Origin of the sequence: Kitasatospora cystarginea (assembly GCF_039533515.1) — a bacterium.
Taxonomy (GTDB): domain Bacteria; phylum Actinomycetota; class Actinomycetes; order Streptomycetales; family Streptomycetaceae; genus Kitasatospora; species Kitasatospora cystarginea.
The window spans coordinates 1-12,916 of the sequence record NZ_BAAATR010000081.1 but is presented as its reverse complement, the minus strand read 5'-3'; the positions used below and the strand labels follow the sequence as shown (position 1 = coordinate 12,916).

General features: G+C 69.0%; 13 protein-coding genes. 9 read left to right on the top strand and 4 right to left on the bottom strand.

Translation table 11 applies throughout. The features are described from left to right. The 4 genes from ABD369_RS38865 to ABD369_RS38850 all read left to right on the top strand — a co-directional run. On the top strand, nt 1–1,610 hold a 1,610-nt coding region (locus tag ABD369_RS38865), incomplete at its 5' end, for a hypothetical protein (protein WP_344641368.1). Continuing rightward, the gene (locus tag ABD369_RS38860) at nt 1,597–2,061 is read left to right on the top strand and encodes a hypothetical protein (RefSeq protein WP_344641367.1); all 465 of its coding nucleotides are present in this window, start codon (nt 1,597–1,599) and stop codon (nt 2,059–2,061) included. The genes ABD369_RS38865 and ABD369_RS38860, both read left to right, overlap by 14 nt. Nucleotides 2,062–2,355: 294 nt before the next feature. Continuing rightward, nucleotides 2,356–2,763, top strand: a complete 408-nt coding sequence (locus ABD369_RS38855) for a DUF4158 domain-containing protein (protein WP_344641366.1) — start codon at nt 2,356–2,358, stop codon at nt 2,761–2,763. Then, a complete protein-coding gene (locus ABD369_RS38850; protein ID WP_344641365.1) occupies nt 2,706–4,205 on the top strand; it encodes a Tn3 family transposase in 1,500 nt (499 codons plus the stop codon). The genes ABD369_RS38855 and ABD369_RS38850 overlap by 58 nt, the downstream gene beginning before the upstream one ends. Before the next feature lie 400 nt (nt 4,206–4,605). On the opposite strand, the gene ABD369_RS38845 is transcribed toward ABD369_RS38850, so the two are convergent. Further along, nucleotides 4,606–5,823, bottom strand: a complete 1,218-nt coding sequence (locus ABD369_RS38845) for an alpha/beta hydrolase family protein (protein ID WP_344641364.1) — start codon at nt 5,821–5,823, stop codon at nt 4,606–4,608. Between the two features lie 90 nt (nt 5,824–5,913). On the opposite strand from ABD369_RS38845, the gene ABD369_RS38840 reads away from it, so the two are divergent. Beyond that, on the top strand, nt 5,914–6,207 hold the full coding sequence (locus tag ABD369_RS38840; RefSeq protein WP_344641363.1) for a hypothetical protein: 294 nt from the start codon (nt 5,914–5,916) through the stop codon (nt 6,205–6,207). 376 nt (nt 6,208–6,583) lie between these two features. On the opposite strand, the gene ABD369_RS38835 is transcribed toward ABD369_RS38840, so the two are convergent. The 3 genes from ABD369_RS38835 to ABD369_RS38825 are packed head-to-tail and all read right to left on the bottom strand — an operon-like array spanning nt 6,584 to nt 8,864. Next, nucleotides 6,584–7,585: an ABC transporter permease gene (locus ABD369_RS38835; protein WP_344641362.1), complete on the bottom strand. Its 1,002-nt coding sequence runs from the start codon at nt 7,583–7,585 to the stop codon at nt 6,584–6,586. Next, nucleotides 7,582–8,478 carry an ABC transporter ATP-binding protein gene (locus ABD369_RS38830; protein ID WP_344641361.1) on the bottom strand — a complete coding sequence of 299 codons (897 nt, stop codon included), beginning with the start codon at nt 8,476–8,478 and terminating at the stop codon, nt 7,582–7,584. The genes ABD369_RS38835 and ABD369_RS38830 overlap by 4 nt, the downstream gene beginning before the upstream one ends. Next, a complete protein-coding gene (locus ABD369_RS38825; RefSeq protein WP_344641360.1) occupies nt 8,475–8,864 on the bottom strand; it encodes a GntR family transcriptional regulator in 390 nt (129 codons plus the stop codon). Before ABD369_RS38825 ends, ABD369_RS38830 begins: the two co-directional genes overlap by 4 nt. Before the next feature lie 261 nt (nt 8,865–9,125). Here ABD369_RS38825 and ABD369_RS38820 point away from each other — a divergent pair, with 261 nt between their 5' ends. The 4 genes from ABD369_RS38820 to ABD369_RS38805 all read left to right on the top strand — a co-directional run bounded on the left by ABD369_RS38820 (nt 9,126) and on the right by ABD369_RS38805 (nt 12,696). Beyond that, nucleotides 9,126–10,124: a recombinase family protein gene (locus ABD369_RS38820; protein WP_344641359.1), complete on the top strand. Its 999-nt coding sequence runs from the start codon at nt 9,126–9,128 to the stop codon at nt 10,122–10,124. A 50-nt stretch (nt 10,125–10,174) separates the two neighbouring features. Further along, on the top strand, nt 10,175–10,627 hold the full coding sequence (locus tag ABD369_RS38815) for a hypothetical protein (protein WP_344641358.1): 453 nt from the start codon (nt 10,175–10,177) through the stop codon (nt 10,625–10,627). Nucleotides 10,628–10,792: 165 nt separating this feature from the next. Continuing rightward, entirely contained in the window at nt 10,793–11,629 is an 837-nt protein-coding gene (locus tag ABD369_RS38810) for an IS5 family transposase (protein ID WP_344641369.1), read from the top strand. 188 nt (nt 11,630–11,817) lie between these two features. Next, nucleotides 11,818–12,696: a GNAT family N-acetyltransferase gene (locus ABD369_RS38805; protein ID WP_344641357.1), complete on the top strand. Its 879-nt coding sequence runs from the start codon at nt 11,818–11,820 to the stop codon at nt 12,694–12,696. Nucleotides 12,697–12,916: the final 220 nt, after the last annotated feature.

The window sequence follows — 12,916 nt, the reverse complement described above, 5'->3', positions numbered from 1 at the left end:
CTGCCCCCGGCGTGATGGCCTACGTCCTGCCGGCGGGCAGGTGCAAGCCGCCCGCCACCTGCCCGGACTGCTTCGGCTGGGGCGTGCTGCCCGGCCGGGCCTGCAGCGCGTGCCAGAGCTTCCGCCGCGCCGAGGAACCGGCCGAGTGCAGCGGATGCCGGCGACTCGTGCGGTTGAAGAAGGGCTACTGCCGTCTGTGCTGGCATCAGGCGAGCCAGGGCGCCAAAGGTCAAGTCACCGTACTGAAGCCATACTTGGAACAGGTACGGCACCATCAGCTGTTCCGGATCAACCTCCACCGTCCGCGCTGCCCGGGCCCGCCGCGCGGCAAGCGCCGGGGACGGCCCCGGCTTCCCGACCCCGCCCCGGCGCTTTCGCCGGCCTCCGGCTGGGTCCAGCCGGCTCTGTTCGAGGCCCGCCGCGATTTCACCCGGTTCGACCGCCGGGAGCACGCGCGGCCCGACAACCCATGGCTGGCCTGGGCCCGGCACGTCGCCCACCGCCTCGGCGAGGCCCACGGCTGGCCCCGAGGCGATTGCCTGGGCGTTGACCGGGCCCTGGTCATCGTGTTGTCCGGCCACACCGACGGCGACATCATCCGGCACACCGAGCTGTTCCCGGCCCTGCGGCCCCGGGGACTCAGCATCGAACGGACCGCGGAAGTACTCGACCACATCGGCGTCTTCCTCGACGACCGGCCGTCCTCCTTCGACCTGTGGCTGGAGTCCAAGCTCGACGGCCTCGCGGCCGGCATCAGGCGCGACGTCCAGGAGTGGGCCCGGACCCTGCACGACGGCGGCCCCCGCTCACAGCCCCGGGACGTGGCAACCGTCTGGGGCTACCTCAACCGGCTACGGCCGGTGCTGCTGGAGTGGTCGAACCGCTACGACCACCTGCGCGAGGTCACCCGCGACGACGTCCTCGCCCACCTGGAAACCGTCCACGGCTCCCAGCGCAAGCACACCCTGGTCGCCCTGCGGTCGCTGTTCACCCGGGCCAAGAAAAACGGCACGATCTTCAAGAACCCGACCAGCCGCATCCGGGTCGGCCAGCAGGCGAACAGCGTCATCCAGCCCCTGGAATCCGAGGACATCCAGTCCTCGGTCGCCTCGGTGACCCGCCCGGCGGACCGGCTGATCCTCGCCCTCGCGGCCGTCCACGCCGCCCGACCCGGTGCGATCCGCCGCATCCAGCTCGACGACCTCGACATCGGCAACCGCCGGCTCGTCATCAACAGCCGCGTCCGACCCCTGGACGAGCTCACCCTGCAGACGGCCCTGGCTTGGCTGGAGCACCGGCGACGGCGCTGGCCCGACACCGCCAACCCACACCTGCTGATCAACAAGCAGACCGCGCTGGAGACCGGCCCCATCAGCGGCGTCTCGGTCTCCGCCGCGCTTCGCGGCCAGACCGCCACCCTCGAACGGCTCCGCGTCGACCGCCAGCTCGAAGAAGCCCTCGTTCACGGCCCCGACCCGCTCCACCTCGCTGAGGTCTTCGGCCTGGCCGAGAAGACCGCGATTCGCTACGCGGACTCGGCCAGGCGCCTCCTGGAATCCAGTGCCGAGTCGTTGAACGCTGTGACAGCATCGGTGGATGATCAACGCTGAGGACCTGGTCGACAGACGCCTGCTGAAGGTGACGACGTCCTGGCACCACTACCAGGAGACCGAGCCCTCCCTCCTCCACATGTGGCTGCACATGGACGGGCTCGGCCCCGTTCGGTTCCACACTCCGGGCGACGGGTTGTCCCTGGAGATCGATCAGCCTCACGGCCCCTACGACATGGACGAGTACGGCCACACCACGGTCGAGGACGACCTGCCCGACTTCCCCATGACCCGGTTCGTCGGCCAGCGGATCCTCTCCGTTCGGGAGATCCGCTACCAGCGCGGCGACTACGACTTCGCCGTCGGCATCACCGTCCAGTTTCCCGACGGCACCATCCGCATCCTCAACCTCGCAGACGAGATCGTCCTGGCCCATGGCCAGTACTTGGGTCCTGTTGAGGAGCATCTCCACGAGGCGACGACGCCCACGACCCAGGACGCCTCGCCGTGAGTCGGCACGAACTCACGGGTCGATCCCGGCAGAGCACACCATTCGACCCGCGGGTTCCCGCTGAAGAGCCTTCAGTTTCCCTGAACCCACGGGGCTCCCGGGGTCCAGCCAAGGTACGTGTAATCGGGGCCATGACGTGATCTTGAAGCCCTGACCAGGTCCGTCGGGCATTGACCACTGCCAGCTGCCGTCTGTCCTGGGTATCGGGTTTTCGATCTTCGGTCGGCAGCCGGAGTGTGAGCATGCCCGCGCGGGCGGGGGTCGCGCGTCGGTTTCGGGTTGTAGGGCTTCGGGATGACCTCGATCGAGCGGACCGCGTATCCGCGGTTCAAGCGGCTGATCACCGCGCGTGAGCTGCACCTGTTCTTCTCTCCGAGTCGGGAGGAGGTGGAGTGGGCGGTGGTCCGGACGGACTCGGACGGGCACCAACTTGCGTTGCTGGTGCTGCTGAAGTCCTACCAGCGGATGGGGTGCTTCCCGCGGTGGGAGGAGGTCCCGGAGACGGTGGTCGACTTCGTGCGGAGGGCCGCGGAGCTGCCGGAAGGCGTGGTGGCCGGCTACAGCGCGGAGAAGACCGCGAAGAACCACCGGTCGCTGATCCGCCAGCGGGTTGGGGTGACCTACGACGCCGGGCAGGCCGCAAGGTGGCCGGGGAGGCGATCCGGGCGGAGGCCGCGTCGAAGAACAACCCGGCCGACCTGATCAACGTCGCACTGGAACAGCTGGTCCAGCAGGGCCTGGAGCTGCCGGCGTTCTCGACGCTGGACCGGATGGCGATGAGCATCCGCACCGAGGTGAACACCGACATCTTTGCCCTGGTCCACCGGCGGATCGGCGGGAAGGATCGGGCCGGGCTACTGCGGCTGGTGACCACGCTCGGCCTGGACCGCAAGACGCTGTTCAACCAGCTGAAGCAGCCCGCGAAGCGGGCGACCTGGTCGCACCTCAAGAAGCTGGCGGACCACCGCAGGTGGCTGGACGAGCTGGGCGACACCGAGATGTGGCTGGAGGGGCTGGCCGCCGGGAAGATCGCGGACTTCGCGGGCGAGGCCGAGGCGGCGGACGCGGCCGTGCTGCAGGACTACGCGGAGACCAAGCGCGTCACGCTGATCGCCTGCCTGCTCCACAAGGCCCGGATGCGGGTGCGCGACGACCTGACCACGATGTTCTGCAAGCGGGTGGCCACCAAGGTGAAGCGGGCCCGCGACGAGCTGGAGGAGATCCGCCGCCAGCAGCATGGAATCGTCGAGGTACTGGTCGGCAACTACCGCACCCTGCTGCGGCAGGTGGACACCGACGGGCCCGCGCAGACGGCGAGGGCGAAGGCCGGCGCGCTGACTAAGGAGACCCTGGACGCCCTGGAGGGCCTGGACGAGGAAGCGCTGCCGGGCGAGGTGTCGCGCCGGTTGAACCGGAAGGTGTCGGCGGCGTTCCTCAAACTCTCCGAGGGCCTGATGATGCAGTCCAACGGCCTGTTCAGCGTCACCTCGGTGGTGGACGGCTTCGGCGGGTTCGCCGCCCAGTACGACCAGATCGAGAAGGTCTCCGCCCACCACGGCGACCTGTGGGAGGTGCTGCTGCACGGACACCTGAAGGCGGACAGGCCGGTGATGCTGAACCTGCTGGAGAACCTGGACCTGGTGGCGACCAGCGAGGACAGTCGTGTCCTGGACGCGCTCGGGCACCTGCTGCGCTTCCGCAACTCGCGGGACTACCTGCCGAGGCAGGGCCAGGTGACCGACCCGCAGATGCGCCGGCGGGTGACCGCCGCGACCAACAAGGTCGAGGCGTTCAACGGCTTCTCCGAGTGGGTGCGCTTCGGCAACCGGGGCGTCATCGCCGACAACGACCCCGTTGAGCAGGAGAAGGCGGTCAAGTTCAACGCCCTGCTCACCAACTGCCTGATCTTCCACAACACCCTGGACATCGCCCAGGCGGTGCGCGAACTGCAGGCCGGGGGCTGGAAGATCGACCCGGAGGACCTGGCGGAGGTCTCGCCATACCTGACCGAGAAGATCACGCGGTTCGGCGAGTACTCCACCCACGAACTCGACCTGCGGCCGGAGGCGTATGAGCCGCACCTGGACGTCGACTTCACCAAGCTCGGCTCCCAGGACCACCCGGAGGCGTCACCGGCTGCCTAAACAGGCACGGGTTCCGTGACGTCGATCGTGCTTCCCCCTGCTCTGCAGTTCTTGTGCACTTGTGACTGGTTTGGTGGTCAGGTCGGGTGTGACCGAGTCTCCGGTCGGCGAGTCAGCGTTTGAGATGGCAGATGAGTACGGCGGCGCGTCCCGTACCTCGGCGGCTGGGAAGCCTTGGCAGTGCCAGAGTGCCCCCGTGCAGACGGGTGGACTATGTCACCGGAGCGGAGAACGCCGCCGCGTCGCGAGTATCGGCGGCATGACGCCGGAGCTTCCGAAGCCTTTCAGGACCGTTACGTCTTCCATCGTGAGAACGCCCTGGCCGGTCCCGTGCTTGGCATCGAGGTCGCCGGGACCGGCTGGGGCGTTCAGCGGTTGAGCGGGGCCGAGTGGCGACCGATCACGGGTGCTGGAAGAGCACCTCCGGGTTCGCCGACGACGGCCCGTCGAGCAGGGGCTGGTGGATGCCCTTCAGCGTCTGGTCGAAGAAGGCCCCGACGTACTCCCGGGTCAGCTGCGCCCCGCGGGCCGGCGAGGTCGTCATCCCCGGAGGGACCGGAAGGCCGATCTCGGCGCCCAGGATCGGGACGTCCGTGAAGCTGGCGTGCGAGGCCCCCGCGACGGCCAGCCAGGGCTTGTAGCCATCCCAACGTGCCCAGGTCTTTCCCCAGGACGTTTCCCCGCCGCCGGCGGAGTGATCGCTCTGCTTCCCGAGCAGGAGGAACGCGCGTCCCTGGAGCTTGTCGGCCGGCACTGGCGGATCGAACTGTCCGTCCATGTTCACCCCGGCCAGGATCCGCTGGTCCTCGGCCATCGCCGTCAGCGCTGACTCGCCGCCGGCCGAGTGCCCGGCCATGCCGATGCGGTCGCGGTCGATCAGGTGCGCCAGGCGCCAGGCCGGGTGGTGCCCGGTCAGCCGGTCCAGGACGAACGACACGTCCTTCGCCCGGCTGTCGGGGAGCGTGTCCGGTGCGCCGCCCGCGCACAGCGTGCATCCCGGGGTGCTGCCGTCGGCGAGTGTCTCGCCGGAGTCCTCGTAGGTGTGCCCGACCAGGGCCACTACGTAGCCGTGGCTGGCCAGGTCGGTCGCCAGGCTGGTCAGCGTGGCGCGGGGGTTCTCGAAGCCGGGGGAGAGGACCACCAGCGGGAACTTCCCGCTTGCCGCCTTCGCGTCGGTGTAGGCGTAGGTCTTGATGGCCATGACGTCCTGCGGCTGGACTCCGGTACCCGGGGGAATTCGCGTCGCCACGAAGCCCTGCGCTTCGCCGAGGGTCATGTACGGAGCGGGCTCGCCGGTGTCGTGCCGGGCCGGGTAGAACATCGACACCGACAGCTGTCGCGGCCCGGCGGAGGGTACCCAGGGGTCGGTGCGGTCCCAGTCAGTCAGGTGCAGCGTGCCGACTCCGACGGCGTACGGGCCCGTCGGACGGGGAAGCTCCAGTTGGACAGAGCCCTGCTGCATGGAGACGGCGGAGGATGCGGCGGCGGAAAGCCCCGGAGCAGCCACCGGGGCGACCGAGGCCGCGATCGCCGGCCCTGCGGACAGGGTTGCTGCAGAGCTGGCCAGGAGGATGATGGCCAGGGCGACGGCGGACCGCCTCCAGGTGGATTTCAACATGGTTCTCCTTCTCCAGTGCGTGTGATGGGCTGCAGGGGCGGACTGTGGCCCCTGCAGCCGAGGGAGGCGTCGTAGGTGTCGGTGGGTCGGATGTCGTATCAGCCGGGCCAGGTGTGGGTGTTGCCCGCGATGTCGTGCCGGCCCGACCAGGGTGGCGCTGTGGTCGCCGTCGCGGATGTGAAGGTTGCCGTAGTTGTCGACGGCGAACGGGTGCGCGGTACCGCCGATCTGCGCTGCGACGATCTGCTTCAGCCCGGTCCCGCCCGCACAGAGGTGCCGGCAAAAGGGGAGGTCGTTGCAGGCGAGCGGCCCAAGTTCTACGCCGACCAGGCGACGGTCGGGCAAGCGAATCTGAAACCCCGTCAATCACTGTCGGCCAGCTAATCAGCACTTCCCGCCCAGCGGGGGAAGCTCACCGGGCGGCCCGGCTGTCTTGCAGAAGAGCGGACCCCGGCCTGAGTGGCCGCTCGGGGACCGGCCTCATCCGGCCGGAGGTTGCGACGACAGCCGCTGTGTTGCGGCTGGAAGCGCGGCAGGATTGGATGATGGGCCTGGGCGGGATGGGGTGGCTTACGGCCAGATCATTTCGCCCGGCTGCGCTGCAGCCGTGTACTGGACGGGGTCGGCATGGCTTCGGTGCGCGCTGTTCCGCGCCACAGGCTCGGAGCGGCTGGGATCAGCGGTACCGCTGCTTCGGACCGGTTATGACCGACGAGTTCCCGTGCCGTGGGGAGCCGGCTTTGTCGCTGCCCTGCCCGGGTCAGGCGAGCCTGCCGCGCAGCCACCAGGCGCTGAAACCCGTCAGGCCGACGGTGAGTGCAAGGAAGATCGCCGTCTCGCACCACTGGAAGGCCCAGTAGCGGTCAGCGGGCTGGTAGGTGGCCGTCACGTGCAGATCGGCGTTGGCGAGGCAGGCGTCACGGGTGGCCTCGTCCGAGACCTTCGCGCAGGGCTGGGTCGCCATGGTGAGCGCTTGACCGGACGAGGTCCTGACCGGTTCGGGCCCGGAAAGGACCCAGGCGCCGGGTACGTTCAGGTCCGCCACGTACGCTGCGGTCGGGCCTGTTCCATTCGTGAACCCGATGAGCGACGCGGACTTGATCGCCTCGGAGGTGAGTGCCACGTTCCCGCGGACGGGCGACTCCAGGTGCGGCCGGGCCGCCAGCGGCATGAGGACCTGGACGGCGGCGAAGACCGCCAGCGTGGCCGCCATCGCGGGCACGCTGCGCCGGATCAGCAGGCCGGCACACGTCCCGAGGGCGACTGCGAAAGCGGCGTAGCCGAGCGGGACGACGCCTCGGGCGCCGAAGAGCAGCGGGATGAAGCGGTTGTTGTTGATCCGGTCGAGCGGACTGGCGAACCAGGACACCAGCAGGCTGAGCAGTCCGGTGGTGACCACGGCGGCCAGGCCTATGGACAGGAGCTTGACCGCGAGCCAGCGCGTGCGGCTGATGCTCTGGTTCCAGATCAGCCGGTGCGTGCCCGTCTCCAGCTCGCGGGCGATCAGTGGCGCGCCCCAGAAGGCCCCGATCAGGCCCGGTACCAGGAGTACCAGACCGCTGCCGAGGTAGTACGGGAATTGGTACTGGGTGGTCAGCTGGGACAGTGGCGAGCAGCCGCCGTTCGGGCAGCCGGCCAGGGCGTTGTTGTAGGCGTTGTGCAGCTGGAATCCACTGATCAGCAGGTAGGCCGTGACAGCGGACAGGGCGGATGCGGCCACCAGAAACTGCAGGCGGAATTGACGCCAGGTCAGCCAGATCATCGCTGCGTCTCCAGCACGGGTCGGTGGTCGGCGCCAGCGGCACCGGCCTGCTTCATGTAGGAGAGGACGAAGTCCTCCAGGGCGAGCGGCTCCATCACCCAGGAGGGATCGTCGATGGCCGCGTCGGCGCGCACGACGAATGTGCTCTGCCGGTCGGTGTGGTTGGCCTGGATGACCTGCATGCCCGTGGGCAGCGTGTCGGCCTCGCGGCGGGCCGTGGTGAGCCTGAAGTGGGTGGCCAGCAGGTCGTCGATCTCGCCGACGGCCTGGACCCGGGAGGCGGCCAGGACGACCAGATGATCGCAGACCCGCTCCAGATCCGAGACGAGGTGCGACGAGAGCACGACCGTCGCCTCGGCCTCGGCCACGAACTCCATCAGGCTCTGCAGGAACCCGCGCCGGGCCAGGGGGTCGAGTGCCGCGACGGGCTCATCGAGCAGCAACAGGTCGGGGCGCTTGGCCACAGCGAGGGTCAGGGCCAGTTGGGCGCGCTGGCCGCCGGACAGCCGGCCGGCCCGCTGCGCGGGGTCGAGGCCCAGCTGCTGGATCCGGCGCTTGGCCAGCCCGGCATCCCAGCGGGGGTTGAGCTTGGCGCCCAGGCGCAGGTGGTCGGCGATCGACAGCGCGGCGTAGGTGGGCGTGTCCTGGGCGACGAAGCCGACCCTGGCCATCTGGGCGGTACTGGACGCGGGGCGTTCGCCGAGGACTTCGATGCTGCCGGAGGTCGGGGTGAGCATGCCGCAGGCCAGCTGCAGCAGGGTCGACTTGCCCGCTCCGTTCGGGCCGACCAGCCCGACGACCCGCCCGGCCGGCACACTCAGCGTGCAGTCGGACAGCGCCTGACGTCGGCCGTAGCGTTTGCCGAGCCCTCTTGCTTCGATGATCGCGGTCATTTCTCCTCTTCGGTGGAACTGCGAAAGGTGTTGAGGAACAGGGCCTCGATGCTCTCCTCGTCCAGCCCGGCGCCACGGGCCATGGCGAGCCAGCGCTGCAACTCCTGGCGCAACGGCTCGTGCTCGGATCGCGGCGTGTCGCCGAGCGTGCCGGTGACAAACGTGCCGACCCCGGGCTTGGGGGAGACCAGTCCCTCGTTCTCCAGTTGCCGGTAAGCCTTGAGCACGGTGTTGGGGTTGATCGCGACCATGGCCGCGACGTCCTTGACCTTCGGCAGGCGATCCCCCTCGGACAGCAATCCCAGCCGCAGAGCCTGGCGTACCTGGTGGACCAGCTGCATGTAAGGCGCGACACCGGACCGGGCCTCGATGTGAAACTCGATCACCGTAACCTCATTTATCTATCTTCCTAGTACTATAGGACTATGGAACTGAAGGCCTGTCAAGCGGAATGATCGACAGTCCCCTGAGTGCATGGATGCCGCATGGCCATCGCGTCCGATTGCTCCCGCAAACGACTTTCCGGGAGGAAGATCGGAAACGGTCGCCGGAGACGGTCCGGACGCCCGATCTGTTCTCAGAACTCGTTCTCATACAAGTGGTGACGGACCCCTGTTCTGGGAATGGTTTGTGAGAGGATTTCGGGCATGACGGACCTTCAGGACACCATCGAGAGCGACGCCGACGACGTCGAACGCCACGACTGCCCGCGCTGCGGCGTCCAGCCCGGCTCGCCCTGCCGCTCCCGCTCGGGCGCCGTCGCCGGGATCTACCACACCGGCCGCTTCAAGAAGGTGGCCCGGCTCGCCAAGCTGCTGCGGGTGCCGACCCCCGCCGACCGCGGCCCTGGCCAGCCCTGGCGGCCCGGCACCCCGCCACCGGCCGCGCCCGAGACGGACACCCCCGGCGCGGACATCCGCATCGGGTACGCCCGCTGCAGCCACCTCACCCAGGAACTGCAGTCGCAGCTGGACGCGCTCAGCGCGCACGGCATCCCCCGCGACAAGATCTTCTCCGAGAAGATCAGCACCCGCATCCGGGTCCGCCCCCAGTTCGAGACCGCCCTCGCCCTCGCCCGCGGGATCAAGGCCCACGCCCCGCACTGCCGCGTGCTGTTCACCGTCTACGAGATGAAGCGGCTCGGCCGCGACGCCGCTGAACTCACCGCGCTGGCCGACCACCTGACCGCCCACGGCCTGGTCCTGGAGATGCTGGCCGGCCCGCTGCCCGGCATCTACGACCCCTCCGGCCCCGGCCGGATGCTCTTCGGGTTCTTCGCCGCCATGGCCGAGACCGAGCGCGAGAGCATCCGCGAGGCCACCCTCGAAGGGCTCGACGCCGCCGCCCGCAAGGGCAAGCACGGCGGCCGCCCGCCCGTCATCAACGACGACATGCTCCACACCGTGCTGCGGCGCCGGGCAGCAGGCGAATCCGTCGAGCAGATCCGCCCCGACCTGATCATCCCCACCGGCAAGCGCAAGGGCCAGAACCCCGGCCTGGCCAGCATCTACCGGGCGCTGGCCGAGCACGAGAAGGCTCAGGCGTACCCCGAAGCCGTTGAGCAGGCCCACGCCGACTTCGCAGCCCTGCCCGCAGAAGAGATCCCCAGTCCCCGGCTCGCCGCGGCCCGCCAGCTCGCCAACTGAGGCACCGCGACCGGGCCCGTCACCCCACCAAGATCACGTCATGGCCCCTTTTGCAGGCATCTTGGCTGAACCCCGTCCCGGCCTCAGAGATCCGCACCGCTCTCGCCGCCGATCTGAACCTCGCCCGCGGCACCCTCGTACTGCGCCGCGGCATGCGGCGGCACACCCTCTACCTGGAGGAGCTCACCCACCGCCTGGCCGCCGACTGGTTCACCTACCGCCACCGGCGCTGGCCCACCAGCGTCAACCCCCATCTACTGGTCACCCAGAAGACGGCCCTCGACCCGGACCACCCGGCCGTAGGCCGGATCACCATGCAGCTGAACTTGATTTTGCCCAAGGGGCAGACCCTCGACAGGCTCCGGCAGGACCGCATCCTCGACGAGGCATTCGCCACCGGCGACCCGTTCAAGCTCATGCGGCTCTTCGGCATCACCGAGGCAACCGCTATGCGCTACGTCACCACCGCCTACCCCGAGCGCTGCGCGAAGCTGCCCCGGTAGCCAGCAGCCCCGTACCGTGCATCCGGTCACGTAGACGCACGCTGCGAGGCCAGGCCGCTGTCCGTTGGCTCTCCATCTAGGCCGTGTGTTGAAAGTGGATCTTGAGGCGGTGCATGGTCACCGTTCATGAGGCGGGGAGATCTCACGGACAGGCAGTAGGCGGCGCTGGAGCCGTTGCTGCCGAAGGGCGCGAAGGCAGGTCGGCCGCCTGTCTGGTCTCGGCGGCAGTTGATCGACGGCATACGGTTCCGGGTCCGGACCGGTGTTCCGTGGCGGGACGTACCCGTCGAGTACGGGCCGTGGGGCCGGATCTACGACCTGTTCCGCCGGTTGCAACGGGATGGTACCTGGCACCGGGTCCTCACCCAGCTTCAGTCCCTGGCTGACGCGAAGGGTGCGATCACGTGGGACCTGAGCGTCGACTCCACGGTGTGCCGTGCCCATCAGCATGCGGCCGGGGCCCGGAAGCGGGGTGATCTGCAGAAGGAGTCACCGGGTGGTGTCTTTGCCGAGCCTGGTGATCACGGGCCGGGGCGTTCGCGCGGTGGGTTCACCACCAAGCTGCACCTGGCCGTCGAGCAGGGGCAGAAGCCCATGTCGATCGTGGTGACGGCCGGGCAGCGTGGAGAGTCGCCGCAGTTCGAACCGGTGCTGGAGAAGGTTCGCGTGCCCCGCATCGGACCGGGCCGGCCACGCGTCCGCCCCGATCGCGTGCGGGCCGACAAGGCGTACGCCTCCCACAGAAACCGCGCCTACCTGCGCCGACGTGGCATTCGCTGCACCATCCCGGACAAGGCCGACCAGGCTCGCAACCGCAAGAGACTCGGCGCTCGCGGCGGCCGGCCGCCCAAGTTCGACGCCGAGGACTACAAGGCTCGGCATGCGGTCGAATGTGGCATCAATCGTCTCAAAAGGCATCGCGCCGTGGCCACGAGCTATGACAAGCTCGCGGTCCGCTATGAGGCGACCGTCCTCGTCGCGGCCATCAGCGAGTGGCTGTGACCACAAACCCGCACCGCCCTTTTCGTTAATCCGTTGCCCAGGGGTCCGGCGGCCAGCTAGGTTCGCCCAGCCGCCCGCATCGGTGCAGGCCGGCGCTGTCGACCAGGAGGTGTGGAGCACATGCGCACGAGTGCCCAGGAGTTGAGCTCGCGTACTGATCCTTGCCACCTCCTCTCGACGGAGACACCTTGTCCCTTCGCATCACCCCACTGACCGACCCCGCTCACGGGCCGCACGGCCGGCGTCTCGCCTGGCTGGCCTCGGACGCGGACTCCATCCCTGCCGGGACCGCCTTCTTGCGCCTGCTCGACGGCGGACAAGAGCACCTCGCCGAGCTCGACCTCCGCGTTCATCCCGTGGAGCGCCGCAAGGGCGTCGGCTCCCGGCTCCTCAACACCGCCGTGGCCACCGCCCGGGACAACGCCCGACGCCGCGTCGTCGCGCAGGCCGAAGCCGGATCGCCCGGCGACCATTTCCTGGCGGCACGCGGTTTCCGGAAGGTTCTCGCCTTCAGGTACACCCGCCTGGCGATGGCCGACGTGGACACCACCGTCCTCGCCGGAATCGTCGAGCGTCCGCATCCCGGCTACCGGCTGACGTCATGGCAGGGAACCGTCCCCGACGACCTCGCCCGGACGTTCGCCGCCTCACGCCGCGCCATGGACGACATGCCCATGGACGACGCCGAGTACGGCACCGTGGCCTGGGACGTGGACCGCGTGCGGGCCGCGGCGAAGGCCGTCGAACAGCGCGGCGACCACCTGCACACCGTCGTCGCCATCGACGCCTCCAACGGCTCGATCGCCGGGTTCACCGAACTCGTCATCCCCGGCGATGGCGCAGGTGACGGCCAGCACTACGGCACGGGCGTGTTGCCCGAGCACCGTGGTCACGGCCTCGGCCGATGGATGAAGGCCGAGTCGATCCGACAAGCCCATAGGGACTATCCGGGCCTCGATGGCCTCCTGACCGACACCACCGACAGCAACGCGCACATGCGACGGATCAACGACGATCTCGGCTACAAACCCACGCACACGACGCACCAGCATCAGCTCGACCTTTAGCAGAGAGCGGACGGGCCGGACCGGGGCATCATCCCGCCCGGCCTGTCCGTGCTTTCGATACACGCCCTAGTAGGGTCGGGGACTGGAAACGGAGCATCAGCCACCGCGCCAGTCCCCGACCCTACTAGGCAGTGTCCTGGCGATCACGAGCGAAGCCAGATGACGAGTGCGGCTGCGGTGACGGTGCCGAGGTAGACGTAGCCGCGCTTGTCGAATCTGG

Excerpts from the sequence above, each read along its gene's own strand:
- ABD369_RS38830 (WP_344641361.1), bottom strand. The coding sequence starts at position 8,478 with ATGACCGCGATCATCGAAGCAAGAGGGCTCGGCAAACGCTACGGCCGA.
- ABD369_RS38820 (WP_344641359.1), top strand. The coding sequence starts at position 9,126 with ATGACGGACCTTCAGGACACCATCGAGAGCGACGCCGACGACGTCGAA.
- ABD369_RS38840 (WP_344641363.1), top strand. The coding sequence starts at position 5,914 with ATGTCGTATCAGCCGGGCCAGGTGTGGGTGTTGCCCGCGATGTCGTGC.
- ABD369_RS38845 (WP_344641364.1), bottom strand. The coding sequence starts at position 5,823 with ATGTTGAAATCCACCTGGAGGCGGTCCGCCGTCGCCCTGGCCATCATC.
- ABD369_RS38855 (WP_344641366.1), top strand. The coding sequence starts at position 2,356 with ATGACCTCGATCGAGCGGACCGCGTATCCGCGGTTCAAGCGGCTGATC.
- ABD369_RS38860 (WP_344641367.1), top strand. The coding sequence starts at position 1,597 with ATGATCAACGCTGAGGACCTGGTCGACAGACGCCTGCTGAAGGTGACG.
- ABD369_RS38835 (WP_344641362.1), bottom strand. The coding sequence starts at position 7,585 with ATGATCTGGCTGACCTGGCGTCAATTCCGCCTGCAGTTTCTGGTGGCC.